The 26,046-nt window shown below is 37.2% G+C and carries 27 protein-coding genes, 1 pseudogene and 1 other annotated feature; of the genes and pseudogenes, 17 read left to right on the top strand and 11 right to left on the bottom strand.

What is annotated here, in order from left to right; all coding sequences use genetic code 11:
* Positions 1 to 148 precede the first annotated feature (148 nt).
* Positions 149 to 244, top strand: a pseudogene (locus tag AAHB12_RS08460) (winged helix-turn-helix transcriptional regulator); the annotation flags it as partial.
* Positions 245 to 387: 143 nt separating this feature from the next.
* Here the strand turns inward: AAHB12_RS08460 and AAHB12_RS08455 are convergent.
* Entirely contained in the window at positions 388 to 702 is a 315-nt protein-coding gene (locus AAHB12_RS08455) for a YolD-like family protein (RefSeq protein WP_342044947.1), read from the bottom strand.
* A gap of 439 nt (positions 703 to 1,141) precedes the next feature.
* Here AAHB12_RS08455 and AAHB12_RS08450 point away from each other — a divergent pair, with 439 nt between their 5' ends.
* Positions 1,142 to 1,558, top strand: a complete 417-nt coding sequence (locus AAHB12_RS08450; RefSeq protein WP_342044946.1) for a VOC family protein — start codon at positions 1,142 to 1,144, stop codon at positions 1,556 to 1,558.
* A gap of 291 nt (positions 1,559 to 1,849) precedes the next feature.
* On the opposite strand, the gene AAHB12_RS08445 is transcribed toward AAHB12_RS08450, so the two are convergent.
* Together AAHB12_RS08445 and AAHB12_RS08440 are read right to left on the bottom strand one after the other, a co-directional pair.
* Positions 1,850 to 2,053, bottom strand: a complete 204-nt coding sequence (locus tag AAHB12_RS08445; protein ID WP_129727372.1) for a hypothetical protein — start codon at positions 2,051 to 2,053, stop codon at positions 1,850 to 1,852.
* A 190-nt stretch (positions 2,054 to 2,243) separates the two neighbouring features.
* Positions 2,244 to 2,966, bottom strand: a complete 723-nt coding sequence (locus tag AAHB12_RS08440; RefSeq protein WP_129727371.1) for a FadR/GntR family transcriptional regulator — start codon at positions 2,964 to 2,966, stop codon at positions 2,244 to 2,246.
* A 355-nt stretch (positions 2,967 to 3,321) separates the two neighbouring features.
* Between AAHB12_RS08440 and AAHB12_RS08435 the strand changes: the two genes are divergently transcribed.
* The 3 genes from AAHB12_RS08435 to AAHB12_RS08425 all read left to right on the top strand — a co-directional run bounded on the left by AAHB12_RS08435 (position 3,322) and on the right by AAHB12_RS08425 (position 5,716).
* Entirely contained in the window at positions 3,322 to 3,873 is a 552-nt protein-coding gene (locus tag AAHB12_RS08435) for a DJ-1/PfpI family protein (RefSeq protein WP_342045030.1), read from the top strand.
* 607 nt (positions 3,874 to 4,480) lie between these two features.
* Positions 4,481 to 4,981 carry a GNAT family N-acetyltransferase gene (locus AAHB12_RS08430; RefSeq protein ID WP_342044945.1) on the top strand — a complete coding sequence of 167 codons (501 nt, stop codon included), beginning with the start codon at positions 4,481 to 4,483 and terminating at the stop codon, positions 4,979 to 4,981.
* Positions 4,982 to 5,053: 72 nt separating this feature from the next.
* Positions 5,054 to 5,716 carry a VC0807 family protein gene (locus AAHB12_RS08425; protein ID WP_342044944.1) on the top strand — a complete coding sequence of 221 codons (663 nt, stop codon included), beginning with the start codon at positions 5,054 to 5,056 and terminating at the stop codon, positions 5,714 to 5,716.
* A gap of 422 nt (positions 5,717 to 6,138) precedes the next feature.
* Here AAHB12_RS08425 and AAHB12_RS08420 read toward each other — a convergent pair whose 3' ends face one another.
* The gene (locus AAHB12_RS08420) at positions 6,139 to 6,969 is read right to left on the bottom strand and encodes a helix-turn-helix transcriptional regulator (RefSeq protein ID WP_342044943.1); all 831 of its coding nucleotides are present in this window, start codon (positions 6,967 to 6,969) and stop codon (positions 6,139 to 6,141) included.
* A gap of 118 nt (positions 6,970 to 7,087) precedes the next feature.
* Between AAHB12_RS08420 and AAHB12_RS08415 the strand changes: the two genes are divergently transcribed.
* The 4 genes from AAHB12_RS08415 (at position 7,088) to AAHB12_RS08400 (ending at position 11,505) form a co-directional block, all read left to right on the top strand.
* Positions 7,088 to 8,242 carry a Gfo/Idh/MocA family protein gene (locus AAHB12_RS08415; RefSeq protein ID WP_342044942.1) on the top strand — a complete coding sequence of 385 codons (1,155 nt, stop codon included), beginning with the start codon at positions 7,088 to 7,090 and terminating at the stop codon, positions 8,240 to 8,242.
* Positions 8,233 to 9,144 carry a sugar phosphate isomerase/epimerase family protein gene (locus tag AAHB12_RS08410; RefSeq protein ID WP_129727365.1) on the top strand — a complete coding sequence of 304 codons (912 nt, stop codon included), beginning with the start codon at positions 8,233 to 8,235 and terminating at the stop codon, positions 9,142 to 9,144. The genes AAHB12_RS08415 and AAHB12_RS08410 overlap by 10 nt, the downstream gene beginning before the upstream one ends.
* Before the next feature lie 78 nt (positions 9,145 to 9,222).
* Positions 9,223 to 10,239, top strand: a complete 1,017-nt coding sequence (locus AAHB12_RS08405; RefSeq protein WP_342044941.1) for a Gfo/Idh/MocA family oxidoreductase — start codon at positions 9,223 to 9,225, stop codon at positions 10,237 to 10,239.
* A 540-nt stretch (positions 10,240 to 10,779) separates the two neighbouring features.
* Positions 10,780 to 11,505, top strand: coding sequence for a MerR family transcriptional regulator (locus AAHB12_RS08400; RefSeq protein WP_342044940.1), 726 nt, complete (start codon positions 10,780 to 10,782; stop codon positions 11,503 to 11,505).
* 63 nt (positions 11,506 to 11,568) lie between these two features.
* Here the strand turns inward: AAHB12_RS08400 and AAHB12_RS08395 are convergent, their stop codons facing one another.
* Positions 11,569 to 11,763, bottom strand: coding sequence for a DUF2187 family protein (locus tag AAHB12_RS08395; RefSeq protein WP_129727362.1), 195 nt, complete (start codon positions 11,761 to 11,763; stop codon positions 11,569 to 11,571).
* 363 nt (positions 11,764 to 12,126) lie between these two features.
* On the opposite strand from AAHB12_RS08395, the gene AAHB12_RS08390 reads away from it, so the two are divergent.
* The 6 genes from AAHB12_RS08390 to AAHB12_RS08365 all read left to right on the top strand — a co-directional run bounded on the left by AAHB12_RS08390 (position 12,127) and on the right by AAHB12_RS08365 (position 16,220).
* Positions 12,127 to 12,240, top strand: a complete 114-nt coding sequence (locus AAHB12_RS08390) for a GNAT family N-acetyltransferase (protein WP_342044939.1) — start codon at positions 12,127 to 12,129, stop codon at positions 12,238 to 12,240.
* Between the two features lie 550 nt (positions 12,241 to 12,790).
* Positions 12,791 to 13,225, top strand: a complete 435-nt coding sequence (locus tag AAHB12_RS08385) for an SRPBCC family protein (RefSeq protein WP_129727361.1) — start codon at positions 12,791 to 12,793, stop codon at positions 13,223 to 13,225.
* Positions 13,226 to 13,952: 727 nt separating this feature from the next.
* Positions 13,953 to 14,327, top strand: coding sequence for a nuclear transport factor 2 family protein (locus tag AAHB12_RS08380; protein WP_342044938.1), 375 nt, complete (start codon positions 13,953 to 13,955; stop codon positions 14,325 to 14,327).
* 177 nt (positions 14,328 to 14,504) lie between these two features.
* Complete coding sequence (locus AAHB12_RS08375) at positions 14,505 to 15,293, top strand: MBL fold metallo-hydrolase (protein ID WP_342044937.1); 789 nt, start codon at positions 14,505 to 14,507, stop codon at positions 15,291 to 15,293.
* Entirely contained in the window at positions 15,277 to 15,423 is a 147-nt protein-coding gene (locus tag AAHB12_RS08370) for a cation transporter dimerization domain-containing protein (RefSeq protein ID WP_129727358.1), read from the top strand. The genes AAHB12_RS08375 and AAHB12_RS08370 overlap by 17 nt, the downstream gene beginning before the upstream one ends.
* A gap of 287 nt (positions 15,424 to 15,710) precedes the next feature.
* Positions 15,711 to 16,220, top strand: a complete 510-nt coding sequence (locus AAHB12_RS08365; protein WP_342044936.1) for a DoxX family protein — start codon at positions 15,711 to 15,713, stop codon at positions 16,218 to 16,220.
* 72 nt (positions 16,221 to 16,292) lie between these two features.
* Here AAHB12_RS08365 and AAHB12_RS31705 read toward each other — a convergent pair whose 3' ends face one another.
* The 3 genes from AAHB12_RS31705 to AAHB12_RS08355 form a co-directional block, all read right to left on the bottom strand.
* A complete protein-coding gene (locus AAHB12_RS31705) occupies positions 16,293 to 16,721 on the bottom strand; it encodes a CBO0543 family protein (RefSeq protein WP_425455865.1) in 429 nt (142 codons plus the stop codon).
* Positions 16,660 to 16,842, bottom strand: a complete 183-nt coding sequence (locus tag AAHB12_RS08360) for a hypothetical protein (RefSeq protein WP_129727356.1) — start codon at positions 16,840 to 16,842, stop codon at positions 16,660 to 16,662. Before AAHB12_RS08360 ends, AAHB12_RS31705 begins: the two co-directional genes overlap by 62 nt.
* A 249-nt stretch (positions 16,843 to 17,091) precedes the next feature.
* Entirely contained in the window at positions 17,092 to 17,838 is a 747-nt protein-coding gene (locus AAHB12_RS08355) for a YqjF family protein (protein ID WP_342044935.1), read from the bottom strand.
* Positions 17,839 to 18,027: 189 nt separating this feature from the next.
* Between AAHB12_RS08355 and AAHB12_RS08350 the strand changes: the two genes are divergently transcribed.
* Positions 18,028 to 19,443, top strand: coding sequence for an FMN-binding glutamate synthase family protein (locus AAHB12_RS08350; protein WP_129727354.1), 1,416 nt, complete (start codon positions 18,028 to 18,030; stop codon positions 19,441 to 19,443).
* Positions 19,444 to 19,579: 136 nt separating this feature from the next.
* Here AAHB12_RS08350 and AAHB12_RS08345 read toward each other — a convergent pair whose 3' ends face one another.
* From AAHB12_RS08345 to AAHB12_RS08335, 3 genes are all read right to left on the bottom strand, one after another.
* A complete protein-coding gene (locus tag AAHB12_RS08345; protein ID WP_342044934.1) occupies positions 19,580 to 20,218 on the bottom strand; it encodes a hypothetical protein in 639 nt (212 codons plus the stop codon).
* A 149-nt stretch (positions 20,219 to 20,367) separates the two neighbouring features.
* Positions 20,368 to 20,658: a hypothetical protein gene (locus AAHB12_RS08340; protein WP_342044933.1), complete on the bottom strand. Its 291-nt coding sequence runs from the start codon at positions 20,656 to 20,658 to the stop codon at positions 20,368 to 20,370.
* Positions 20,659 to 20,972: 314 nt separating this feature from the next.
* Positions 20,973 to 21,866, bottom strand: coding sequence for a DMT family transporter (locus tag AAHB12_RS08335; RefSeq protein WP_129727352.1), 894 nt, complete (start codon positions 21,864 to 21,866; stop codon positions 20,973 to 20,975).
* Positions 21,867 to 22,637: 771 nt separating this feature from the next.
* Positions 22,638 to 22,880, top strand: a binding site (T-box leader).
* A gap of 55 nt (positions 22,881 to 22,935) precedes the next feature.
* On the opposite strand from AAHB12_RS08335, the gene ileS reads away from it, so the two are divergent.
* Entirely contained in the window at positions 22,936 to 26,031 is a 3,096-nt protein-coding gene (gene ileS, locus AAHB12_RS08330) for an isoleucine--tRNA ligase (protein WP_342044932.1), read from the top strand.
* The last annotated feature ends 15 nt before the right edge of the window (positions 26,032 to 26,046 follow it).

Raw genomic sequence — 26,046 nt, 5'->3', positions numbered from 1 at the left:
AATAGTAGGGGGGCCAACTAACATTTTGATGTAAAATCCACGCTAAATAAACATTTTAGGGAATTGCTTATTCATCAAGGAGTTCAGACTTAGCTTGGGAAACATGATAAAAAGTTGATACTCCCTATTTTTGAAAGGAGTTAATTTCATGTTGGATTACACAGACATGCAAATATTAGAAGAGTTATCTAAAAATAGTCGTATTACTATGAAAGAACTAGGAGAGAAAGTTCATTTGATAGGATAAGCAGCCGCATCTAGAGTTGCATTAGTTATAAATTATATAGAATTGTACAAGTGAAACCTCCCATTTGTTTTTAAATCAATCTATAACAATGTAAAAATTGATATACGATATGCAATATCAAAGGCGTCACCTCCTAACGCTTAATCCATAGATATATGTACGATGTCCTTTACGTTTATGTAACGCACCTTTCTTTTAATGTCAACTATGCGAAGTTGATTTCGTTGTGTATCGTAGTAATGCACATGTCCGCTAACGTGCGCTATATATCCATTTCGCCAGAAGTCGACGTACAGCAGGTTGTTATTCTCCAGTGCATCGTCTACCATCGCATCAAATTGTTCTAGCGCTTGGTCATCCATTTGTGGTTGGTTGACCTGTGTTCTTGTGAGAGGCAAACCATCTAGCATGGCCATCTGCTCCGATATAAATGTTGTCGGCCGCCATTCCTTCATTACGATAACCACCTCCCGAAACAGAACTTACGTTCTTATTTTACCTCTAGACATAAGCAATATGCAAGTGGAGGTTAATCGAATACTTCTGAAATAGCATCTTCCCACCGTTAAATCTTTTGCTTTCTTTCTGTTTTTACCAGCCTGACGGGCTAGCGTGGACGTGCTCAGGAAATATCGGGGTAGCAAAAAGACGCTGATTAATCAGCGTCCAGTTTGTGTTGGCTTGAAATAAAGTTGTACTGGTTATAAGAAAGTCGTACCGTTTATAAAAAAGTTTGATCAAAAATCCTGCTTGAAATGCAGGATTTTTCTTGTTCAACAATCGGACCATTTTCTTGAATAAGAGAAGGGAGTATTCGTAAGTAAATCGAAGTTAATCAGAAGATGTTATTTAGTTTTAGTTTAGCACTACTCAACATTAAGGAGGAAATCGATTATGAGCGACATCCAGACTTTGCGAGGACTCACCACAGTTAGTTTTTGGACGGAGGATTTAGTAGCGGCAAAGAAGTGGTATACCGAACTATTGGGCATCGAACCATACTTTGAACGTCCAGGATATGTCGAGTTTCGCTTCGGCGACTACCAGCACGAGCTGGGCCTGATCGATAGCCGCTATGCGCCTGATGGTTCCGCGACCGGCCCGGCCGGTGCTGTAGTGTACTGGCACGTCGATGATGTAACAGCAACTTTCAAGAAGCTGCTGTCTATGGGAGCGAAAGAGTACGAGGCACCCACAGAGCGCGGCGAAGGATTCATCACTGCTTCCGTGGTCGATCCCTTTGGGAACATCCTAGGCATTATGTACAATCAGCACTATTTGGAGGTTCTCAGTTCGACTAGAAAAGCGTGACCTTCGCTGTCAGCATTCACAGTTCACCGAGGCTTGAGTTGACTGTAGGGCGTAGCAATTATCTGTGCAGTGGCAGCTGTCTCGATGTATGTTATGCTTACCCCAACTGTTCTGTATTCAACTACTATTCTGGGGACAAAAAGCACAAGAAAAGTGAAAAGGGCTTCATGAAGTAATATTAGTAAAGGACTATTCCGGAATAGGGCGCTTTTCTGAAGTAACGAAAAAAGCCCAATTTCTCAGCATTAAATTGAGAAATTGGGCTTCATTCTTCGCTTTCCAACAGTTCGATCAGTGTTCTTTTCCTACTCGATGCATTGCATTATGAATGATTTCTACCACAAAGGGATCTCGATTTTCCAACTCAGTCAGTGTGACAGATCCATTCATTAAACTGTCGCAAATCTCGTTTATATCTTCTTGAGCTGATACAGGGACTAGGTTCCAGGTCATCATTTTTTGGAGCTCATTAGCTACTTTTGTTTCTTGATTCAATAAAAACACAACCTTTCCAAAGTTAATCAATTTAGTATTGGTTATTAAATGTTTTTTATTCAATAGGGAAAGGCGCATAAAACAACAGTAAGCGACCTTGTCCATCCGTATTGGAACGACAAGGTCTGGTTTCCGCTTCTTTCGATCTCTCGGTACTTTCCCAATACAAGTGTTCTCCCTACTAATTGAATTAATTCTCTTCTTGTTCTGGATAATTTTTTAATATATTATCCCGCAGATGTTGAAGATGGATATAAGTGGCTTCAACAGCCTCGGACGTCTTACGATGTTTGATTGCCTCTAAAATAGCTCGGTGCTCTGCTAGAGATTGAGGATAGCGTTCTTTTGAATTCAAAGTTTGTTTTCGAATCTGGCGAATCATGTTTAAATTCGTTTCCATCATGGATACAAAAACAAAGTTTTGCGTAGCTTCAGCTAAAGCTAAATGAAAGCTGCTATCTGCTTCTACCTTTTGATCTGGATATTTCAGCTGATCTTCCATTTTTAATAAGATCTGTTCCATCTTTTCTATATTTTCTACAGTTGCCCTTTGACTAGCTAACTCCGCGATTTTTGGTTCAAGAGTTTCTCTTGCCTCCAAGAAGTAAATAATAGCTGTCTTTTCAAGCATGTCTATAGGATTAAAGCGATACCCTGGCATCATATTCTGATCCACATGTTGAATAAATCGCCCGCCACCAGGCTTGGAAATAATGAGCCCCTCTGACTCTAACACGCGGCAAGCCTCACGTAAGGAGGTGCGGCTGCAGCCTAAAGTTTGTGCTAGCTCACGTTCACCTGGTAAACGATCTCCTGGCTTTAACTTTCCATCCTGTATCAATTGTCTAATTTGTACCACTATTTTTTCGTATAGTCTTTCATTACGCAAGCCCGAGAAAATTTCATTACTCATGAATCGACCTCCAGGTTTAGTTAATCACCTGGGCTGTTGGATAGCCCAATCAAGTGAATTATATGTAGATAAATCTGAATCGTCAAGCTGTTTATTTTTAGTTTGGAATGCATTAATTTTTCTTGCACTGTAAGAAAATATAATTTTTGGGGTGATGTCTAGCTCCAAGGCCCAAAATGGCAGACTCCGTGCTTGAACCTCTTGATTAGCCTAGTGAAAAAACAAGCGATGTCCATATCTTATTTTAAGTTGATGAAGATGGATTGCGACCCGGAGGAGGGAATTAATGGTAATATGGAGAATGTATAATATTTTGAAGGTAAATCCTAATTTTGAAGAGAAGGGAATTATTTCTATGTCAAAAAAAGTTCTAATCATAGCAGGAGATGCTGTTGAGGCCTTGGAAGTTTACTACCCATATTTTCGTTGTTTAGAAGAAGGATTCGATGTACAAATAGCGGCTCCATCAAAAAAGAAGCTGCAAACGGTTGTTCATGATTTTATCGGCTGGGATACTTATACGGAGAGCAAAGGATACTTAATTGAATCACAGTTAGCCTTCGAGGATGTAAATCCTGCAGAATATGATGGTCTGATTATTCCAGGAGGAAGAGCTCCGGAATATATTCGTTTAAATGAAAATGTCCCAAGGATTGTGGCTCACTTCTTTGAAGCGAATAAACCTGTTGGGGCCATCTGCCATGCCAGCCTTGTGTTAACAACGGTTCGTCAATACTTAGAAGGCCGTGAGTTGACTGCTTATATCGCCTGCAAGCCGGATGTGGAGGCATGTGGTGCAACCTATATTGAAAATCACCTTCATGTTCAAGGGAATCTAATTTCCGGTCATGCATGGCCGGATCTTCCGGGCTTTATGAAGGAGTTTATTAAACAACTGAATTCATAAGGCTATTATTGAGGGGAAGGCAAGGATTTTGAAGTAAATAATCACCTTCCCCCTCCCTGTGGAACGAAATTAGGTATGCGTCAGGACCACATAAACTGCTTTTTCTGCTTCCAGTTCCGTACACTAGTCTTGGATTCCTTGAGATATTTTTTCCACCCACTGGAGTCCCCTTTCGTTACTTCTCCTATTCCATACAAATCTCTTTTTCTAGGCTTTCAATGTGTAGCTGCTTCCCGCGTAGCCTTCCTTTTTACTAACTCAAATATTTGGAAAAAAATTCAAACCCCATTGACGGACCGACCGGCGGTATGTATAATCAAATTACAAGTCGACCGTTGGTATTTATGAAATATCTTGAGAAATAATTATGAAGCACTACAGGCAGAAGAAAAAAGGTATTGACGAGAACTTCAATTGAAGCAGGGAACACTCTAGGCAGTTATTTTTTTAAAACATAACAAACCGCTAGTCGGTTTGTTATGTTTGATTAGAAGGGATTTAAATAGGAAGGGCATTGGTGTCGCACTATATTCCATTTGGTTTCCAAGGAATGTTTACTGAGGATTTGTTCCTGAGTTCATAAAACAAATGAAAAGGGAGTAAAAATGTGAACATAGAAATCGCTTCTATAAATAGCTTGAAATCTATAAAGTCTTTATACGTTACTGTTACCAAGCATTTGAGAAATAATGGAGTGGATCAATGGGATCGATTTTACCTAAATGAATTTGTCATCGGTAAAGACCTGAAAGGTGGGCATCTCCATGCTATATTGAATGATGGATTTTGCATAGGTGTCGTAGTTTTGAATGAAGATCAAAGCTTCAAATATGCAGGTCTTCCATGGAGTGATAAAGAAGGAAGACCTGCCGTGATCCATCGTTTAGCGGTGCATCCTGATTCACGGGGGAAAGGAATTGGTAAACAGCTTCTGCTGCATGCAGAGGCTTTGGCTACATCCCAAGGATACACAAGTATTCGATTAGATGCCTATACGGCAAACCCTGCTGCTATAACGATGTATGAAAGAGCAGGTTATAACCCAGTAGGACAAATACGATTTCCTTTCCGTAAGCATCCCTATCAGTGCTTTGAAAAGATTTTATAAGCTAGTTAACTAACTGTTGAAGTAATACGCAATTTTAGTAATAAAACACCAATATAAAAGGCGGGGTTGTACATGAACCAAACAGGTTCGATTTCAAGAAAAGAAATTATTAGAGGCATTGTCATTACACTTCTTATTAACGGCGCGGTTCCATTTGTTGTTTACGAAGTACTTAGATCGCACATGTCAAGCATAGCAGCTCTATCCATTGCTACCGTTATTCCCTTAATTGATAATTTGTTCAGCTTTATTAAAAGAAGAAAAATGGATGTGTTTGCTGTTTTTATGTTAGTCAGCTTCTTACTAGGCATTATTATGATGTGTATTGGAGGAAGTGAACGTTTGCTCTTAATTCGGGAATCTTTTGTAACGGGGATCTTGGGCATTATTTTCCTCGTCTCACTATTATTCCCTAGACCATTAATTTTCTATTTTGCTATTCGTTTTACGGTTGGAAATGATCCAGATAAAACATCGGCTTTTGCTGATAATTGGCAATACGCTTACTTTCGATTTGTTTTAAGATTAATGACCGTTGTTTGGGGGGGAGCATTATTGGGAGAATCCGCAGTGCGTTCGATTCTTGTCTTTAAATTATCTGTCACTCAATTCTTAGCTGTTTCGAATTTCGTTATGTACGGATTTGTAGGAGCTGCGATAGTGTTTACTGTTATTTATCGAAAACACTCTCAGAAAAAATTCAAGGAAATTATCTCTAACAAAACGCATGGTTGAAGACAATCACCTTGGCTTTCCTGCTCTCTGTGTATCTTTCCAACATTATTAACTTGTTAATTACCCAAGTCTATCTCAGCAAACGTACTCGGGGTTCGTCAGTCAAAAAGGGACAATGCTATGTTGAATCATTTCAAGATTTACTGCTTAGGAGTCTAAACACAATTCGATATTTTCTCACGCTGTCCCTAATAATTTCTTTTCTTTGAAATCTTCTTCTGTACGAGAGAATTCTAAAATTTTTAGAAATATTTCTTCCGTACTTGAAAAGTATGAGTACAAGCTTCCAAAGCTTATGTTTGCAACTTCTTTAACTAACCAGCTAATAGAGGCTATATTGATCTTCTATAAAAAGGAGAAATTGTTGAACACAGAAATATCCTTAACTGAGGCAGTGTGTACGTTGGCTTTGTATACTTCTTCTAAAAACGAAAATCCCTAAATTCTTTTGGAGTCATATGCGTGTGTTTTTTAAAAGTAGCAATAAAATGGGATGGCGAACTAAAACCAACCATTTCAGAGATTTTATTGATAGAGAACTCTGTATTTTTTAGTAAGGATTTAGCACGTGTTAATCGTTTAACAATGACGTATTCATGTGGTGATAAACCCGTAAACTTCTTAAACTTTCTCGAAAAATGATAGATGCTCAGTGATGCTAAATGAGCCAAATCATGAATATTTAAAGGCTTTTCACTGTTTTCATCTATGTACGTAATTACTTCCTTTAAATTTGATATTGAAGATGATGATTGATTTTGCTCCAGTAAAAGACTAAGTATTTTATGGATTTCATACGAAACCTTTGTATCACTGACTCTTTGATGTTCTAGCATACTCAAAATTGTGTCAATGGATTTCATTATTTCAATGTCATTTAACAGAGGGATGACCGGACTATAGAGTTGAGTAATCATCTCATATAATTCTTTGCTTGCATTTCCCTTAAAATGAATATACTCAAAAGTAATCTGTGTCGTTGCATAGTATTTATGAGGAATACGACAATCAAATAGAAGCAATTCATTGGCATTTACAAGAAATGTTTGTTGGTCATACTCTAGCCGCAGCTGTCCATGAATGACTTTAAGAATTAAATAATAGTCATGAAAAGTTCTCTCAATAAGGTAATCCGTATCACAATCATACCGGCCTGCAAAATGAATTGTAAATAAATGCTTTCTTGAAAATTCATTAGGTGTATGGATAAAAAATTCCGATGTTGGCAGAACCCCAGGTTCATTGATTTTCATGATGGCCTCCATAGCAATATTTTGATATTTAATGAGCAATATTATCGGATGACTCTTGATATGAAAACATACTATACTAACCACATGATAGCAAATAACTGACAAGGTTGGGATCGAAATGAAGAAAAAAGTTAGAATTGGTATGGTTGGAGCCGGATGGATGTGCAAATCACACGTTAATGCCTATACAACTGCATACCGTTTATATGGAGAACAAATAGGCGAATCTGTTTTTAAAATAATTATGGATGTAAATGAGGACGTTTCCAAAAAGGCAGCTGAAACCTTTGGGTTTGAAGAATGGACGACAAATTGGCTCGACATTATCCAATCAGATGAAGTAGATATTGTTGATATTGTTACACCAAATGCATTTCATTACGAAATAGCAAAAGCAGCTTTATTGCATGGCAAAAATGTCTATTGTGAAAAGCCGCTATCCTTAAGTGCAGAAGAATCAAATGAATTAGCAAGAATTGCAAAAGAAAAAGGTGTCTTGAATTATGTCGCCTTTAATAATGTGATGAACCCTGCTACTGAATATATAAAACAATTAGTATCATCCGGCAAACTAGGTACAATCATGCGTTTTGATGGACGTTACGACCAAGACATGCTTCTTGACCCATCTATTCCTATTACGTGGAGACATCTCGTAAAGCAGGCTGGCAGCGGGGCTTTAGGAGACTTAGGTTCACATCTTTTAAGTGTGTCCCAATATATTATGGGGGACATTGAATCTGTAAACGCCGTTTCAAAAATTTATCTTCCGGAAAGACCTGTAAAAGCAGGATCGACCGAAATGGGTCAGGTTGAAACCGAGGATTATATGGCATTCACAGCTGTTTATGAATCCGGTGCCATCGGTCAATTATCAACGAGCCGTGTTGGAACAGGAAGAAAGAACTACTTAGCGTTTGAAATTCAAGGAACGTTAGGAACTGCTACATTTAATTTGGAGAGATTGAATGAAGTAAATGTCTATTTCCACAATGAAGAAAGTACACATCGCGGGTTCAGAAATGTATTACTAGGGCCAGAGCATGGAGATTATGGAATATTCCAACCTGCTTCAGGTATTAATATAAGCTTTAATGATATGAAAGTTATTGAAGCTGCCAAAGTGTTAGATGCATTTACGAATCATGCTGAATACGTATGTGATTTTGAATTTGGTGCAAAAATCGATACATGTATTCAAGCGATCTTAGCATCTGCAGAAACAGGACAATGGGAAAAGGTAAAGGAAGGGAGCACTTCCATATGTCTATAAGAATAGGAACCGCTCCGGATTCCTGGGGAATATGGTTTCCGAATGATCCAAAACAAATTCCTTGGCAGCAATGCTTAGATGAAATGAAGGAAGCGGGTTATAAAACGTTAGAGCTAGGGCCGTGGGGATATCTCCCTACGGATCCTGTTCAGTTGAAGGAAGAGCTGTCTAAACGAGGTTTAGAGCTCGTTGCAACCACATTAATGACGGATATTGTGTTTGTACAGGATTTACAGCCTATTTATGAAACATTGGACCAAATATTATCCTTACAACAGCATTTTTCTTCTGCATCATATTTAGTATTGATTGATGGGATGTATACAGATCTATTTACCGGAGAACATATTGCAGAAAAAGAGCTTAGTGATGTTCAATGGCAGCAAATGATAACAAACATTCAAAAGATTGTAGACTACGTAAAAAGCAAAGCGGACATTAAGGTCGTATTCCATCCGCACGCGGAAACACATGTGGAGACGGAAGAAGAGATTGAAAGACTGTTAAAGGACATTGATGTCGATCTATGTTTGGATACAGGACATCATCTCTATGCCGGAGGAGAACCTCTTTCATTTATTAAAAAGCATGCAGACCGGATTAAATACTTACACTTAAAGGACTGTAATACACATATTCGCAAGAAAATGATAGAAAATAATTGTTCCTTTGCCCAAGGTGTTCAAGAAGGGGTAATGTGTGATCCTGAATCCGGGGATGTTGATTTTATTCAACTCACAAAAGTACTAAGGGATATCCAATTTACTGGTGAAGCAGTGGTAGAACAGGATATGTACCCTGCCCCTGCTGATGCTCCTTTTAAGATTGCAAAGCGAACATTAGAATATTTTCAGGAGATAGGTCTAGTAGAAAACTCGCTGGTTGGCGAGCCCTGCTCTTGATACGCCGAATTGGCATCCAGCTAGAAATTTATACTTTCTTAAAGTGTAAAAATAAATAGATGATATGGAGAGGGATATATGAAACCGATTGTTACTGGCGTGTTAGGATATGGATTTTCAGGGAGAATTTTTCATTGTCCATTTATTGATGCTCATGAACATTTTGAACTAAAAACGGTCGTACAACGTCATGCAAATACAGCAAAAGATGATTATCCCTATATTCATGTAGCAAAAGATTACCAAGAGCTTTTAGATGATGAAGAAATAGAGCTCGTTGTAATCACGACACCAAGTCATCTACATTTTGAACATGCAAAGCAAGCATTAGCGAAGAATAAGCATGTTCTGATTGAAAAGCCTTATACAGCAACATATGAGCAGGCTGTTGAATTAAATCGAATCGCAGATGAAAAGAACTTATTTATTTCAGCATATCAGAATAGACGATATGATGGAGACTTTTTAACTCTATCTGAACTAAAGAAGCAGGGTATGTTTGAAAAGCTGTATGAAGTAAGCATGGTTTGGGATTTTAATTATCCAGTACAAAAGGAAAACTGGCGTGAACAGGATTATGAAGGAGCGAACTTTGTATTTGATTTAGGTGCACATTTTATTGATCAAGCCCTACATTTATTTGGCGAGCCTAAAGATCTATATTCTATTTCGAAAAAAGTAAGGGAAGGCTCGAAGGTCGATGATTGGTTTGAAGTACTCTTTGATTACGGCGATTATGTAGCAAGAATAAAACATAGCTGCGCAGCTCTCATCGAAGAGCCTCGATATACAATCCAGACCAATCAAGGAACCTATCAATTTCATAAAATGGGGGAACAGGAGCCGCAATTAATCCAAGGTGTACGCCCTCTTGATCCCGATTATGGTGACAATTCCTTATATGATTATTATAAATTAGACGGTACAATGGAAAAAAGACGCGTCATCAAAGGAAATTATTTAATGTTCTATACACAAATGGCTAGAGCCATTCGCTTAGGCGAACAGCCAGAAGTTACAAAAGAATCTGCAGCAAAAGTCATTCAATACTTAGAGAGAATAGCGAATGCAAATAAAGCTATCCAACAGGTTTAGAATAGCTCATCTATCATGTGGCTACACAATATCGTATACATTTTACAAATTGAAAAGTACTACAGCAAACGGTAAGTCCCTGTCCCAATTACATTATTTTTAAAACTGCTTGTAGCCTAAAATGATGATGAAAATAAAAGGGACATATTTTAAAGCTGTAACTTATCTTTACCAGAGAACACATATGTAAATAAAATGAAAAAACAACTCCCATTCTTTTGAAACAGGACAAAAACACCCCCTTGATTTGCATACTAAAAAAGACGAATCAAGCGGAGGTGTTTTTGTCTCTTACCTCTTCTTTAGACATTGTACTTATACTGTATTCCTAAAAATTCCTACTACATCGAATTGTCTCCTAGCTAGAAATTTATCCTTTCTTACATTGCAAGAAAAGGGCGCTATTCTTACATTAGAAGGCGCCCTTTTTTATTGAAAATTAAACAACCAAAAAAAGTTTCAAAAGGGCACTTGAACCTAACACTATGTCAGGATGTATAGTAATGTTGCCGGCAAAAATAATTCGTACGAAATGAGGGGTTGATTCTGAATAAAAAAACTTGGAAGGTTGGCGAATTAGCTAAACAAACCGGACTTACGGTACGAATGCTTCATCATTACGATAAAATTAGCCTATTTTCTCCTTCGCAGTATTCAGATACGGGCCATAGACTTTATACAGAGTCAGACATAGTCAGGCTACAGCAAATTATGTCACTTAAGCAGTTAGGTTTTGCTTTGGAGGAGATTAAAGAGATAATGGAAAATCGAAATTTCAATCCGGTTGAAATTATCAAAGTACAGTTAGATGATGTAAAAAAACGCATTCGGCTACAAGAACTGTTATGCAGCCGGTTAGAGAAAATATACGAATTGCTTAATAGTCAACAAGAAGTGACGCCTGAACAATTTATAAATTTAATTGAGGTGATTAATATGAATAAAGATAAATATTTTACTCAGGAGCAACAGGAAAAAATGTTCGAGCAGTTTGGACTAGAGGAAAGAAAGCAGTATGTAAGTGAATGGGCTAAAATAACTGCAAAGATACGTGTGGAATATGAGAAGGGGACACCACCTGAAAACCTAGACGTAACACAATTGGCAAAACAATGGAATGCATTCGTCAATAAGTTGACTTTTGCGGATCCTGAGATATCCAAAGCAGCTGAACGTTATTATAGAGAGAATCCTGAAATAGGAGAGAAATTTGGGATAGATCAACAGCTTTCTGAATACATCAAGAAGGCAATGTCACACATTTAAATCATCTTTATTACTACAGAAAAAAATGCCTCCGAATCGCTTTACCGGAGGCATTTTTTTACTTCATGCATAATCAATAACCTTATAATTTTTATGTGCTACAACCGTTCTATTTCCCTCAAACTCCCATTCTGTCTTATTTTCGGTTACATTTACAATAACCGAATTTTTATTGATTTTCTCTACGATCCCTTTGATTCCATCCTTAAAAAGGATATGATCTCCTATTTGTGCTATCTTTTCTACGTTTAGTATCATTGTTTCCCTCCACTTAAACAAGTACATTTTCTAGATTGTTATTGTTTGATTTTTTTCTTCTTGCAATGGGTGAAGATATAGTACACAAAATTTAACAATATATTGCTAAATTTAAATAGTTTTATTGTTGTGTCGTTTTACCCTTTTTTTATAAAGGATTGCCGCCTTTTTGCTGGAGAATACCTTGTAGTTCTAACATATCATAACTTGTTTACAGTTTAGTTAATGAAGAATAACAGTTTAACAACAGAGAAAAAAGTTTATAAGTACCGAGTGTAATGTAAAAGGGCAGGAGGAGATTACGGCAAAATGGGAGAAACCCTTATTGTTGCATTTACTTCAGCCTAGAAAGGTTTTTAACTTATGTCTCTTATAGGTTTTGCATCAGGTAAAAGTATGGATGAGAAGAATTTTGCTGGAGAACTATATTCGCTTTATCTCTTACAGGAATGTAGAGGATTAGGTGTTGGTAGGTAGCTTGTTTCAGCTAATGCTAAGCATTTTAAAGAAAAAGGTATTTGTTCTATGATAGTTTGGATAATGAAACAGAATAAATCTGGACATGGTTTTTATGAACATATGGGAGGTTATAACAGCTTCTAAAAAATGACCGAAAGTTATTTAAAATGATTGAATCCTACATGTAAAAATACATGCAAAACGAGTTAAATTCCCTATTGAACTCAACTTGTTTTTTTGTTAGTATATACCTTATGACAGAACGTATGTTCTATGTGGAAGGGGGGTGAAACGGACACGGCTACAAGCAATAAAAAAGATAGAAAACTTCTAGTTTCGTGCGTAACAATAACTTTTGGTAAGTTTTTTGAACCAGGAAAAGAATATATTCATAGGACTAGTACGTTTGGAGGAACCGTAGTAGAGGATGTTGCGTATGGCTGGAAGGAGACCTCAGAATCATGTGTTGAATCAGAGTAAAAAAGTTTTACACGCGTGTATCTTGTTTAATTAACGGGCGAGACCCCGGAGATAAATGTAAATTAAATATAGCGAGGTGGTATTGGAAATGGAAACAGGTGAAAAAGTAACAATAACGGTAGAAACCACAGTTCATGCACCAGTTAATAAAGTGTGGGAATATTGGACAGAACCACAGCATATAACGAAATGGTCCTTTGCTTCTGATGATTGGCATGCACCAAATGCCGAAAATGATTTAAGGGTTGGCGGAAAATTCCTTACACGAATGGAAGCAAAGGATGGAAGCTTTGGATTTGATTTTGGTGGAGTTTATGATGAAGTTAGAATAAACGAATTGATTTCTTACACTCTTGGAGATGGAAGAAAAGTTACGGTTACTTTTATTAGTCAAGAAAACGACACTAAGGTAATTGAAGCTTTTGAAGCAGAAGCCACCCATTCCATTGAGCAGCAACAAGCAGGCTGGCAGGCGTTTCTAGACAATTTTAAAAAGTATAGCGAACTTTCTCAGGAAATCTAAAAATGAATCAGACATGCATGTTGGGTAGTATACTAAATAGTTAATTGTCAACCACCCACCACTTAAACGTTAGCACGTTTTTCCCACAAGGGGACTTCTTTCCGGAAAATCTGTTAATTTTAAATCTTCCTTTTTGGAAGGTTTTTATGCTAACAAAATTAAAGTTTAGAGATTATACGTCAAGAGGTATAAAAAAGTATATTACCAGACCGTAAGCGGAATACCGTAATCCGCAAATAAAACATAATATTGCGGGTACTTTTCTTGTTTTTCTTCAACAGAGTGCGATTGTTAGATAAAGCAATCGCTTGTTTACACTGTAGGAAAGGATAAATTTCCAGCTAGAAGTGAATTCGACGTAGTCGGAAATTTTAGAGGAATACAGTATAAGGGCAACTACACCTTTGTCTTCGCTCAAGAGCAAAGCTCGCCAATCGGCGAGTTTTCTTTATGTTGGAATTCTAAATTACAATTTCTTAGATTCAACTGAATGAGATACAATCCAAATATGTCTCATTTGTCTAATTCTCTTTTTCAGGTAGTCTGTTCTTCAACGGACAATTAGTTTAATGGCTGGTTACACAAATAGATACCATTTAAGTTAGTGATATCAACAAATTGGATATATAATGTTAACTAACAATTAGTTTTGCGTAAAGCAGAAGCTTGTAGCTTAAAAAGCTAGTTAGATTAATTACATAACGAGGTGAAGAAAGGATGGTTTGCAATGAAGAATTCTCTAAAAGAGATGGCAGTGTCATTTTTGCAACTGGTTGCGTCGGGAGAAGTGCATGAAGCATACCATAGGTACATTGGTCCAGATTTCCGCCATCATAACCCCTTTTTCCCTGGAGATGCTGACTCTCTTATGCTCGCAATGGAAGAGAACGCCGCCAAGAATCCTTACAAAACCCTTGAAGTAAAGCGTGTCATCGAAGAAGGGGATATCGTTGCGGTTCACTCCCATGTAAAGCAAAAGCAAGATGACCTTGGGGGAGCTGTGGTCCATATCTTCCGCTTTCATAACGACCTCATCGTCGAACTCTGGGATGTGGGTCAGCCTATACCGGAGAACTCTCCCAATGAGAATGGCGTGTTCTGATGGAGGATATTATTGTTATACTAACGGGGGCATTTTTTCAATTAAAACAAAGCTAGATGTCAGCCTGTGATAGAAAACTCATTTGCAATAATAACTTGCAAGTGAGTTTTTATGCTATTAATTTTTAGTATTCACAACCTCAAGACCTGTAGATAATTCATAAAGCAATAAAGGGTGATGATGATGTCAACATTGGTTTTTTACGGGACAAGCGACGCTCAGGGCGTACCTAGAATGCTGTGCAGCTGCAGTGTCTGTGCACAGACTGAAAGCAAAAATAAACGAAAACGGCCAAGCGTATATTTACAGATGCAGGAACAAGAAATCTTGATCGATATTTCCCCCGATTTCCAAGAGCAATTTATAACCTATAACAACAAGAGAATTCCCCCTCTTGTATTGATTACGCATGCGCATCATGATCATGTCGACGGTCTCGGTGATTTTGCGGACCTATGCTTCTGGAATGGGCAAGGAACAGCCCAAATAGTTAGTCCACCTGATGTGATGGATGCTTTGGAACAACGCTTTTCTTACCAATTCCATAGGAAAGGATTCTCATTCATATCAGCGGATACATGGAATGCCGGCAATGCTAACATTTCTTTCCATAGAGTAAACCATGGCTTCAACGGTTACTCCTATGCGATTTTATTTAAAGGAGAAAACAATAAGAAGTGGGCGTATATGCCAGATTCTTTTCAAGTATCTGAAGAACAATGGCGTCCTTTTTATGATTTGGATTTACTTATCTTAGGGACGTCTTATTGGGAAGAAAAGCAGGATAAAGCCAGAAGATCTGTTTATGATGTTTTAGAAGCATTGGAGTTGAAAGAAAAACTAAAGGCAAAGCAAATGATATTGACTCATCTTTCACATCAAATCGATATTCCTCATTATGAACTGCTTCTGCCTGAAGGTGTGTCATTTGCTTATGATGGTTTAAAAATTGACTTACCGGTGTGATGTCGTAGATGTTATTATCCTTGTAAGTCCTAATTTAGATATACGGAATGCTCATGATATTTTTACACAAGTGGAAAATGCCTTATCTCGCAAACATGATGTGTATGATGTTCATGTAGAACCACATTAAAGATTGGTATAGCGTTACTTGCCTTATAATACATGAAACACTGGCAAGATAAATTATAGAGACACAAAAGCCCTCCAAATCAACTTAACTGGAGGGCTTTTGGTAGTTTCCAAAATATGCTGAATTCAGTAATCTAGATTAATTTGCTCTGTGTACAATATTCATTTTTATTTTATATATTCATATTTTTTTTACAAAAAATTAACATGTATGATAATGAAAATCATTATCATATATGTTATTCTAACTATTGGAATTTATTATCTTACCTAATTAGGAGGAATATTATGTTTATTAATTTTTTAAGACGGGATAAGCGTATCTCTATACTCTTGGCGGTGTTGCGGGTATATGTTGGGTATACGTGGCTAGTAGCTGGTTGGGGGAAAATAGCAGGTGGAAACTTTGATGCTTCTGGCTTTTTACAAGGAGCAGTAGCAAAAGCAACTGGAGAGCATCCACTTGTTCAAGGATGGTGGGCTGTATTTTTGAAAAATGTAGCCATCCCTAATGTGGATGTATTCAATACTTTAATTCCTTATGGAGAATTTCTCGTCGGAACCGGTCTGTTAATTGGTTGTTTCACAAAAACAGCAGTTTTTTTTGGAATGATGATGAATTTTTCTTATATGTTTAGCGGTACGACGAGTACGAATCCACAACTCGCTTTATTATCTGTGTTTATCCTCGTTTCTGCGATGAATGCAGGACGATATGGAGCAGATGGTATGATTATGCCAATTCTTAAAGAAAAGCTATTTGCCAACAAAACCAATAAAAAAACAGATGCTGCTTAATATTCATACATACACCTTAAAAACCACTGTTTTACCCCTTTGGATATGGTTATCTAAAGGGATGTTTTTTTATTATTTCAATTGACCCAATGGCACTTTAAAATAATAAACATAAAAAATAACACAAAATATAGAGAGTATCCATGTTAGTAACGGGCGTTTATAGTGAAGAATAAGCATGAAAAAAGTATTTAGATTAAAAATGATACTCCAGCCCAAAGACCAACCATTATAATAAGTAATCTTACCGGCTTTAAACATAATAAATTCAGCAAGTGAAAACAAAAAAACAAATAGGAGTTGCCAGCTTAACTTTTTTTTCCAATTCCCATTTGGGTATCTTCCGAGGAAAATTAAAATAATGGATGGGTACAGAAGTAGGCCCATTCCAATAGAAATCAATGTATGATTGATAAGAAAGGGAACAGATCTATCATATTCAAACTTCCACATAAGATGGTTGTAACATAATAATCCGTAGATCGCATTGAAGTATATCATATAAAGGATGGTAGCTTGGTACTTTTGCCAATTTCTCCAATCTCCCCACTTCCAAGCAGCGAAGCCCCATAGTAACCACATAAATAATCGCATATAACACCTCATTGTTTATCCATATCATTATTATTCCACCTGGAAAAAAGTTTATTTATGGAAAACGACGTAGTTTAAAAAATGAGAGCTCCAATACTATATTAAATTTAAGCTGTTAGGGGATTTTGTGTATAAATATAACGTGAATTCTCAAAAAGAAAACTGACCTCTTATAAAGGTCAGCCAATAAAATCTATTTCACTATTAATACCAAATGGTTTCTGCATAATTATAAGCGTCACTATTTGGAATCGCATGCTTTCCTTGGGCTTGTGCCTCAGCTGAATTCCTTCTTAATGTTCCACATTAGTGAATCCACACCTGTGGAGAAATGAGCGATTGGTTTTACTTCAGAAAGGTCAAAATGAAAAGCTGTAAAAAGGGTGTTCCTAACTATTTCTATCGCTGCTTTTTGTAACGGCCAAGGCCGATGGTGTATTTCCCCACAATAGATGTTGACTCTGTCACTCGAACTATAGAGACAATATCGCTCAGTAAGCCAATGGTCCACCGTTCCTTTTTTCGGAAAATAAATTTCCGATACGGGAGCATATTTGCCCTTAAATGATATAGGAGTATTCGGGTTTCCTTTTCGAGTACTATGGAAATGAAAGGTTTGTCCTTCTTTTTGAAAAGAAATTTGCGCTGAATGATAGGGCAAACGATACCATCTCTTTGCAATTTTTAAGGAAGCCCAGTTCTCCACATCAATAGACATAAAATAAATACCGGGTTTGCCCTCGTATGTAACATATGTCCTTACATTGATTTCTGGAAATTTAGGGGTTAGGGAAACAGCTGATATTCCACGGGGATAGATTCCCTCTAAAACGAATAAAATGACGCCTAACCATGCGGAGCCATTAAAGGTGTCAATTTGTAAAGGAGAAGGAATATGTGGCCGTAGTTTTTCAAGTGGAATAGGCCAATGCAAAAATAATAAATTTCTCCAAGTTTGTCGCATAATCCAATATTTCGAAGGTAATGGCCAAGAACGATGAGCAATATCATTCATTATATTCATGAAATCAGCCCCCAGTTTTTATATGTCCATAGTTTGGTGGAAAATGAAAATTTAATACGATTAGGAATACAAAAAAGCTCAGCTATTTTCAAAGCATTACCTTGATATTTATATGTTTTACCTTTTTTTGGATAAAATAAGAGAGGTAGAATTCCTTATTGAAAATATGCTGAATATGGAGCAATAAATATGTCGAACATTTTTTATTATTTGACCTTTATAATGATGGCAATTATATTTGCCTCGTTTTTATTCATACTTCTTGGTTGGCGTTGGATCATGAAACGAATAGTGAAACAAATGGGGAAAATCCTTTTAACTGACAGTTATCAGGAAAATTTGATGGAATTGATGCCAGGACTTCGGCATATGGGCATCCAAAATATGCTGGAAAATAGCTTACGTGCAGAAACAGGAGATGTCCTTCATCGTCCGCTTGGATCTTCCAAAAAATGGCCGCATTTAGACCCAATTACTTTTATTCCTGCGCAAACCTCACCATTTCCGATTGACGGTGAGGAAGATGTAGATGTTGCCGTTACCATTGGGCCAAAGGCAAAAAAACCAATGAAAATAAAAATTCCACTTATGATTAGCGGGATGGCCTATGGGATTGCACTCAGTGAAGAAGTTAGGCTTTCATTAGCAGAAGCAGCTCATAATGTTGGAACAGCGATTAACTCTGGGGAAGGCGGAGTCTTACCTGAAGAATTAAACCAAGCTGGAAAGTATATTTTACAGTTTTCAAAAACAGATTGGTCAAGGGAGGAAGAATTATTTAAGCGGGCTGATATGATTGAAATTAAACTTGGACAAGGCGCATTGGCAGGAACGGGAGGGAAAATTTCTCCTAAAAATTTAACAGGCCGTGCCCGTGAAGTGATGGGACTAAAGGAAAACGAGGATGCCGTGATTTATGATAATTTTTTTGAGAACCAAACCTTAACGGATTTGAAAGAACTTGTTGAAGCACTTCGGGAGATGTCTGGCGGAGTTCCTATTGGGGCCAAAATAGGAGCTGGCGGGAAAATTGAAGAAGATATTGATCATTTAATTGATATTGGTGTTGATTATATTGCGGTAGACGGGGGACAAGCTGCCACACTCGGTGCACCACCTATTTTATCTGATGACGTTGGAATCCCAACCCTGCATGCGATTGTCAGGGCTGCTAATCATCTAGAAAAGAGAAACATGAAGGGACAAATTAGTTTAATTGCCTCTGGCGGGTTGCTAGTACCTGGACACTTTTTAAAAGTGCTTGCACTCGGGGCTGATGCAGTGTATGTAGGTTCTGCTATGTTATTTACCGTCGCACATTCTCAATCATTGAATTCCCTTCCGTTTGAACCGCCTACACAAGTTGTTTGGAATCAAGGGAAATTCAAGGATCAATTTAAGATTGAAGAAGGGGTAAAATCAGCCGAGAAATTCTTAACAGCAAGCATAGAAGAAATGAAAATGGCATTAAGAGCAATGGGAAAACGCTCTTTAAAAGAGTTGTCAAAAAAAGATTTAGTGTCTTATGATGAATTGACTGCTAAAATGATTGGAATTCCATTTTCCTTTGAACCATGGGAAGACAAACAAAAAGACGATATATAAAGAAAACTCGCCGATTGGCAAGCCCCGCTCTTGGGCGAAGACAGAGGCGTAGCCCTACTTATACTTTATTCCTAAAATTTCTCGCTACGTCGAATTGGCATCCAGCTAGAAATTTATACTTTCTTAAAGTGTAAATTTATACCTTTGCCCTTCTGTTTATGAACGATAATACGAGAACAAGAGCGATAAGACAAGCCGGCAAGCAGTTAAAAAAATAGCTTGTATACAAGGTGACCTGATATTCTGTTAGGTAGGCGGCTCCTTGCAAACTAATTAACCAGAGCACACTAACAAATAGATAGGACGTAAGGTTCCGTTCTTTCCATTTGAACCGTTCCAACCACATCAGCTTTTTTAAAAGCTCTATTACTACATGCCAATGAATTAAAATACTTAAGAATGAAACAGCTAGATATAATACTAAAAAAACGAATGCAACACGTTCAATAAAGCCAAACCCCAGCCGCAGGGCATCACTCGTGGCAACCCAAGGATAAATTATTCTATCGATATGATTAAATCCAATGTATCCCATTGGGACAAAATAGGTAGTGGCCAAGTTCCCCGTCAATGTGAAGAAAATGAGCCCAAGCTGAAGCAAGGTCATCCTTTGCTTTTTCGTAAATACACGATTGAAAATAATTAAATTTGCTGCACCTATAGCTGAAAATAACGCAGCAGAAAATGCAGAGTAGCTAGGAGTGTGATAGATGTACATGATCGACTCCTTCACAAAGTCCCATTCCATGCCTTCGCTTGTATACGCTTTTGTCATAATAAGGACTACCAGCGGAATGTTGAACACCAGAACGGCTTCAACCGTATATAACACACTTTTGGAACTCATTAATATGCCAAATGAAATAAAGCATAGAAAAATGGAAATGATCCATTGTAAAGGCATATCTGGAGTTAAAAATCTTTTTAGTAAAAGGAATAGTTAATAAGAGTTGTTAATCCTGCTGAAAACCAGCCAACTGTAAGCAGCATAAGAAGTGGAATTGCAATCCATTTCGAAGTGTACTCTTTTAGTAGTTCAGGCAGTCCTTTACCAGGGAATTTGTTAAAAAAATGGGCTATTATATAAGTAACTATAGAACCCATAATGAGGGCGAGAATCATGGAAACTCTAGCTTCTAATAAAATTTTCGGAACGCATGCCACAATATTTGCTACCATGTTTACGATTATCAAATAATAAAAATACTGATTCATTTCTACATCCCTCTATTTTCCTTAGCCTTTTCTGAACAACCAGTTTGCGATATATGCTTCCTCAAACTTGTTAAAGTGTGTAAGATACACAATGAAGCCGATAAGAACTAACATTCATTTTGTTATCTTTGTATTATATAGTGGAGTAACAAACCCAATATTATACAAGAGACGAAGCACTCTCTTGCTTAGAGGAAACATTTTTTAAGCGGGTTAAATGAGATTAGCTTCCTCATTTGCACATAGAGTAACTGTAGCTTTTTAGATAACATAAAATAAGAGCAGTGGTAACAATGACCCACTGCTCTTATTCCCTATTTTGATAAAATTTTTGTGTTCTGTTTTGATAACCTAATAAAGTTAGTTTCACTAACAAATGTAGAGCCCAAAAGGAGTACACCACCTAGCATTTGAATAATAGTCATTTGCTCTTGTAAGATTACTCCTGAAATCAGTATAGCTACAAATGGATCTACATAGCTTAGCATAGCAATACTCTGTCCCTTTAACCCTTGCATACCCGAGAAAAATAACCAAAATCCAATACCAGTGTTAATAACCCCTAACAGCACAATAAAGGGAATAGATGATCTTGATACTTCCAAGATACCGAATCCCTCCGTAAAAAGTACATATGGCAAGAGAAGTAAAGCGGTTGTTCCAAGTTGGATGATGGTAATCTCTAACTTGGCCATGTTTTGAATAAATTTATTTAATAGCATTAATGCAGCGTAAAATGCAGCTGCAATTAATCCAAAAAAGATCCCAAGCAGATCACCTTTTCCAGATGCACGTATGCCATTTCCAACAATCAATAACATACCTAATATCGCTACACCAATACAAACAATCTTTTTGATAGATAATTGTTCATTAAGGATAATTGGTGAGAGAATCATGACAAACACAGGTGCAAAGTAATACGCTAATGTTGCGTTAGTGACTGTTGTATAATCGTAGGATTGATACAGAAAAAGCCAATTCCCTCCTAATGCAATACCAGAGAGAAATAAGACGAAAGCATTAGCTTTCACTAATTTCCATGGGATGGATTTTTTCATTACAAAAAATACGAACACTAAAAATAGACATCCGATTGAACTACTTAGTAAAGCCGTTTCGCTCGAAGATAAATCAATGTATCTTACAATTAAACCAATTGTACCGAAAATAATCATTGATAATATAAACTGAATGTTAGATTTCATCGTCTACTCCTTCGAACCTGCGAAACAGCTTATATTTCGCAGATTCTTAATCTGTTGTAAATATAAGCGAGTTTAAAGGAGTAATCGGTGGTGGCGGTGATGTTGAAACAGGCTTTCTAACGTATGGATTTGTATATGATAATGGCATAATGAACCTCCTGTTTGTGTTAATTTTTTATTCAAATATAGTACTTAAAGAACGATTAGTATCAATTATACAGTACGATATCATTTTTTGAATTGGATATTTTTATAAATAGTGGTTTTATTAAACTTCTGGGAAAGTACCTTCTTAAGGAGGAGTGTAATATCTTCCGCAACGAAAGGGGGCTTTGCTTGAAGTTCCCATTTAAATGTTGATAACCATGTTTTAATAGTGATATTCAGCAATCATTGAGAGGGGCAGATGTGACATCTTGACTGAGCCAGACACATAATGATACCAAGCAAGATCTTGCCCGCCATACTTACACTGGTTTGTCGGACAAAACCTGTGTCTTTTGCCACTCTTTCAAGAGTCTGAGGAGATAAATGACGATATAGTTCTTGAGAAAGGAGCTGCAATTCCTTTGAGAGTGAAATATCCATAAAAAAACGCCATCCTTTTCAATGATTCTACGAAAAGAATAACGTATTCCTCGTATAGGAGACACATGATTATCTTGATGGGCATGCGTCAGGACCTCAATACGTTTTTATAATGTTTATCACTTTAAGGAATTATTTGACAGTTGCTTTTATGACTGTTACAATTAATTCCAATAAAAGCATACAAATTCGTTGATGAGAAAGAGTAGCGTTTCGTCTTGATCCACAGAGAGCTGACATTCCGGTGCAAGTCAGTGTTCGAGTGTTACGTGAAAATCCTCTCTGAGAAGCTGGACTGAATAAATCTTAGAGTAAGTCTAGCCGGGTGTCTACCGTTACAAGGAACACGTATGATTGTACGTTGCTAAGTGCTATTGATTGAATCAATAGAATTAGGGTGGTATCGCGGTTAACCCCGTCCCTTGCTTGGGACGGGGTTTTTTGTATGTTTTTGTACATTTTTGTATAGGGAGCGATATCTATGAACGTTAACGAGAGTAAGGAAAGTGTTGGGCAGCGTGAGGACCGTATACGTAATTATTGGACAGAAGAAAAAACATTTAGACAATCTGTTCAATTAAGAGAAGGAAAGACACCTTTTGTGTTTTATGAAGGACCACCCACTGCGAATGGTCTACCCCATGTAGGCCATGCTTTTGGGCGAACAATTAAGGATGTTGTAGCACGCTATAAAACCATGAGAGGCTTTCAAGTGGAGAGAAAGGCTGGCTGGGATACACATGGTCTTCCTGTCGAGCTTGGTGTTGAGAAACAACTTGGTATTTCGGGGAAACAAGACATTGAACATTATGGTGTGGAGCCTTTTATCAACAAATGTAAGGAGAGCGTATTTACCTACGAGAAGAAATGGCGTTCATTTACAGAAGAATTAGGTTATTGGGTAGATATGGACAGTCCTTATTTGACGTTAAGTAATGATTATATTGAAAGTGTATGGAATATTTTGAGCAAGGTTCACAAAGATGACCTATTGTATAAAGGCCACCGCGTATCACCATACTGCCCTAGCTGTCAAACCACTTTAAGCTCGCACGAAGTAGCACAAGGCTACAAAGATGTAAAAGATTTATCGGCTACCGTAAAATTTAAACGTCTTGATGCAGAGGAAGAATATTTCTTAGGTTGGACAACAACACCATGGACATTGCCTGCCAACGTTGCCCTTGCTATGAATCCAACTTTAACGTATGTTCGTGTACAAAAACAGAATAAGGTTTATATTGTTGCAAAATCCTTAGTAGAAAAAGTACTTGGTGATAATGTAAATGTATTAAGTGAACATAGTGGTCATGAATTTGAAGGAGTACATTATTCCCCACCATTCCATTATGTGACTGTTGAGAAAGGACATTATGCAGTATTAGCAGACTATGTTACAGAAGATAGTGGAACAGGTATTGTTCATATTGCCCCTGCTTACGGGGAGGATGACTATAAAACTGTTCAACAGAATGGCTTATCCTTTATTAATGTAGTTGATCAACAAGGACGTTACACAGCCGATGTTACCGAACTTTCGGGAAGGTTTGTGAAGGATTGTGACGTAGACATTATTAAAATGCTTTCTGAACAAGGCACACTTTTTTATAAAGAAAAATATGAGCATAGCTACCCGCATTGCTGGAGATGTGACTCTCCTTTACTTTACTACGCAACAGATAGCTGGTTTATTAAGATGGTGTCTTTAAAAGATAAAATGCTTGCAAACAATGCAACTGTTGATTGGTATCCAAATCATATTAAGGATGGCCGGTTTGGTAATTTTCTTGAAAATCTCATTGATTGGAATATAAGTAGGAACCGATACTGGGGTACACCTTTAAATGTTTGGATATGTTCTAATTGTCATCACGAAGAATCGCCTAGCAGTATCCAGGAGCTACAAAAATTAGTAACAACTCCGATAGCAAAGGATATAGAGTTGCACAAGCCCTATATTGATGAAGTACAGTGTACTTGTCCAGAATGTAAGGGCGTTATGCAACGAACACCTGAAGTCATTGATGTTTGGTTTGATAGTGGCTCCATGCCATTTGCACAATATCATTATCCATTGGAAAATAAAGATAAATTTGAATCACAATTCCCCGCAGATGTCATAATTGAGGGAATCGACCAGACAAGAGGTTTTTTTTACAGCCTGCTTGCTGTTTCGACCCTATTCACAGGTAAACCACCATATAAAAGCGTTTTGTCTCTTGGACACGTGCTTGATGAACATGGTCAAAAAATGTCTAAAAGTAAGGGGAATGCTTTGGACCCTATGGAACTTATGAAGGAATATGGTGCAGATGCACTTCGTTGGGCATTTTTAGTTGATAGTTCACCATGGAATCCGAAACGTTTTTCAAAAAAGATTGTGCAGGATGCCAAATCAAAATTAATCGACACGTTAGAAAACACTTATAAGTTTTATGCCATGTATGCGAAAATTGATGGATTTGTGTATGATAAGCAGCAAACAGGTAAGAGAACACTCTTAGATAAGTGGATACTTTCACGTCTGCATAGTACAATCAAGCTCGTTACTGGCTATATGGATCGCTATCAATTTACTCAAGCAACACGCGAAATCGCCGCATTAATTGATGAACTGAGCAATTGGTATGTACGAAGATCTAGAAACCGCTTTTGGGCTTCTGGACTTTCAGAGGATAAACGAGCTGCCTATTCAACACTTTTTGAGACACTTACCACGATCAGTCGCTTGTTAGCTCCTTTTGTACCCTATGTGGCAGAAGATATCCATTTGAAGCTACATCAAGATAGTGTTCATTTGCAAGACTATCCAAGATGTAATGATTCAATGGTTAATCCTAATTTAGAGGCAGACATGCAAACAATTCTAAAAATAGTGGAACTCGGCCGTAGTATTCGTAATGCTAAAAACTTGAAAGTTAAGCAGCCTTTACAGCAAATAATTGTATGGCGCAGTGAAGGAGAACGTCTTTTAGAGGCTTATACAGGTATCATTAAAGACGAACTAAATGTTAAAGATGTTGTTTATACACAAGATTTATCCCAATATGAATCAACTGTCTTTAAATTGAATTTTAAAACTGCGGGTGCTGCATTCGGTAAGTTGGTAAACGCAGTAAAAGAATATATTGATCATATCCCTGATACCGAGAAGAAGGCATTATTATATAATGGGCAACTACAAATCGATGTAAAGGGACACACGGTAACATTACAGAAAGAACACATAAATGTCGAATATCTAGTTACATCCGGCTTTGAGATGGCTGGCGATCAGCAATTAAAGGTGATATTAGATTTAAAACTCACACCCCAACTAGTGGACGAAGGTCAAGTTAGAGAATTAATTAGGTCTATACAAGATACTCGTAAAAAATTAGATTTACCAGTCGAAAAGTATATTTCAATCAATATTTTAGCAGCGGATGATAGCAAAGAAAAAATTAAACGTTTTGAAGGACTAATTAGAGAAAACGTACTTGTTCACCACATTAGTTTTGAAATGCTAAATGATTCCAAACAACATATTGAAGTGAAATTTGGTGATGAGGCCGTAAAGATTTCATTGAAATATTAGTTTTATATAAAGCAC

The organism is Bacillus sp. OTU530 (assembly GCF_038440375.1).
Note: the sequence above shows the minus strand (reverse complement) of the source record. Positions and strands in the feature narration are given on the sequence as shown.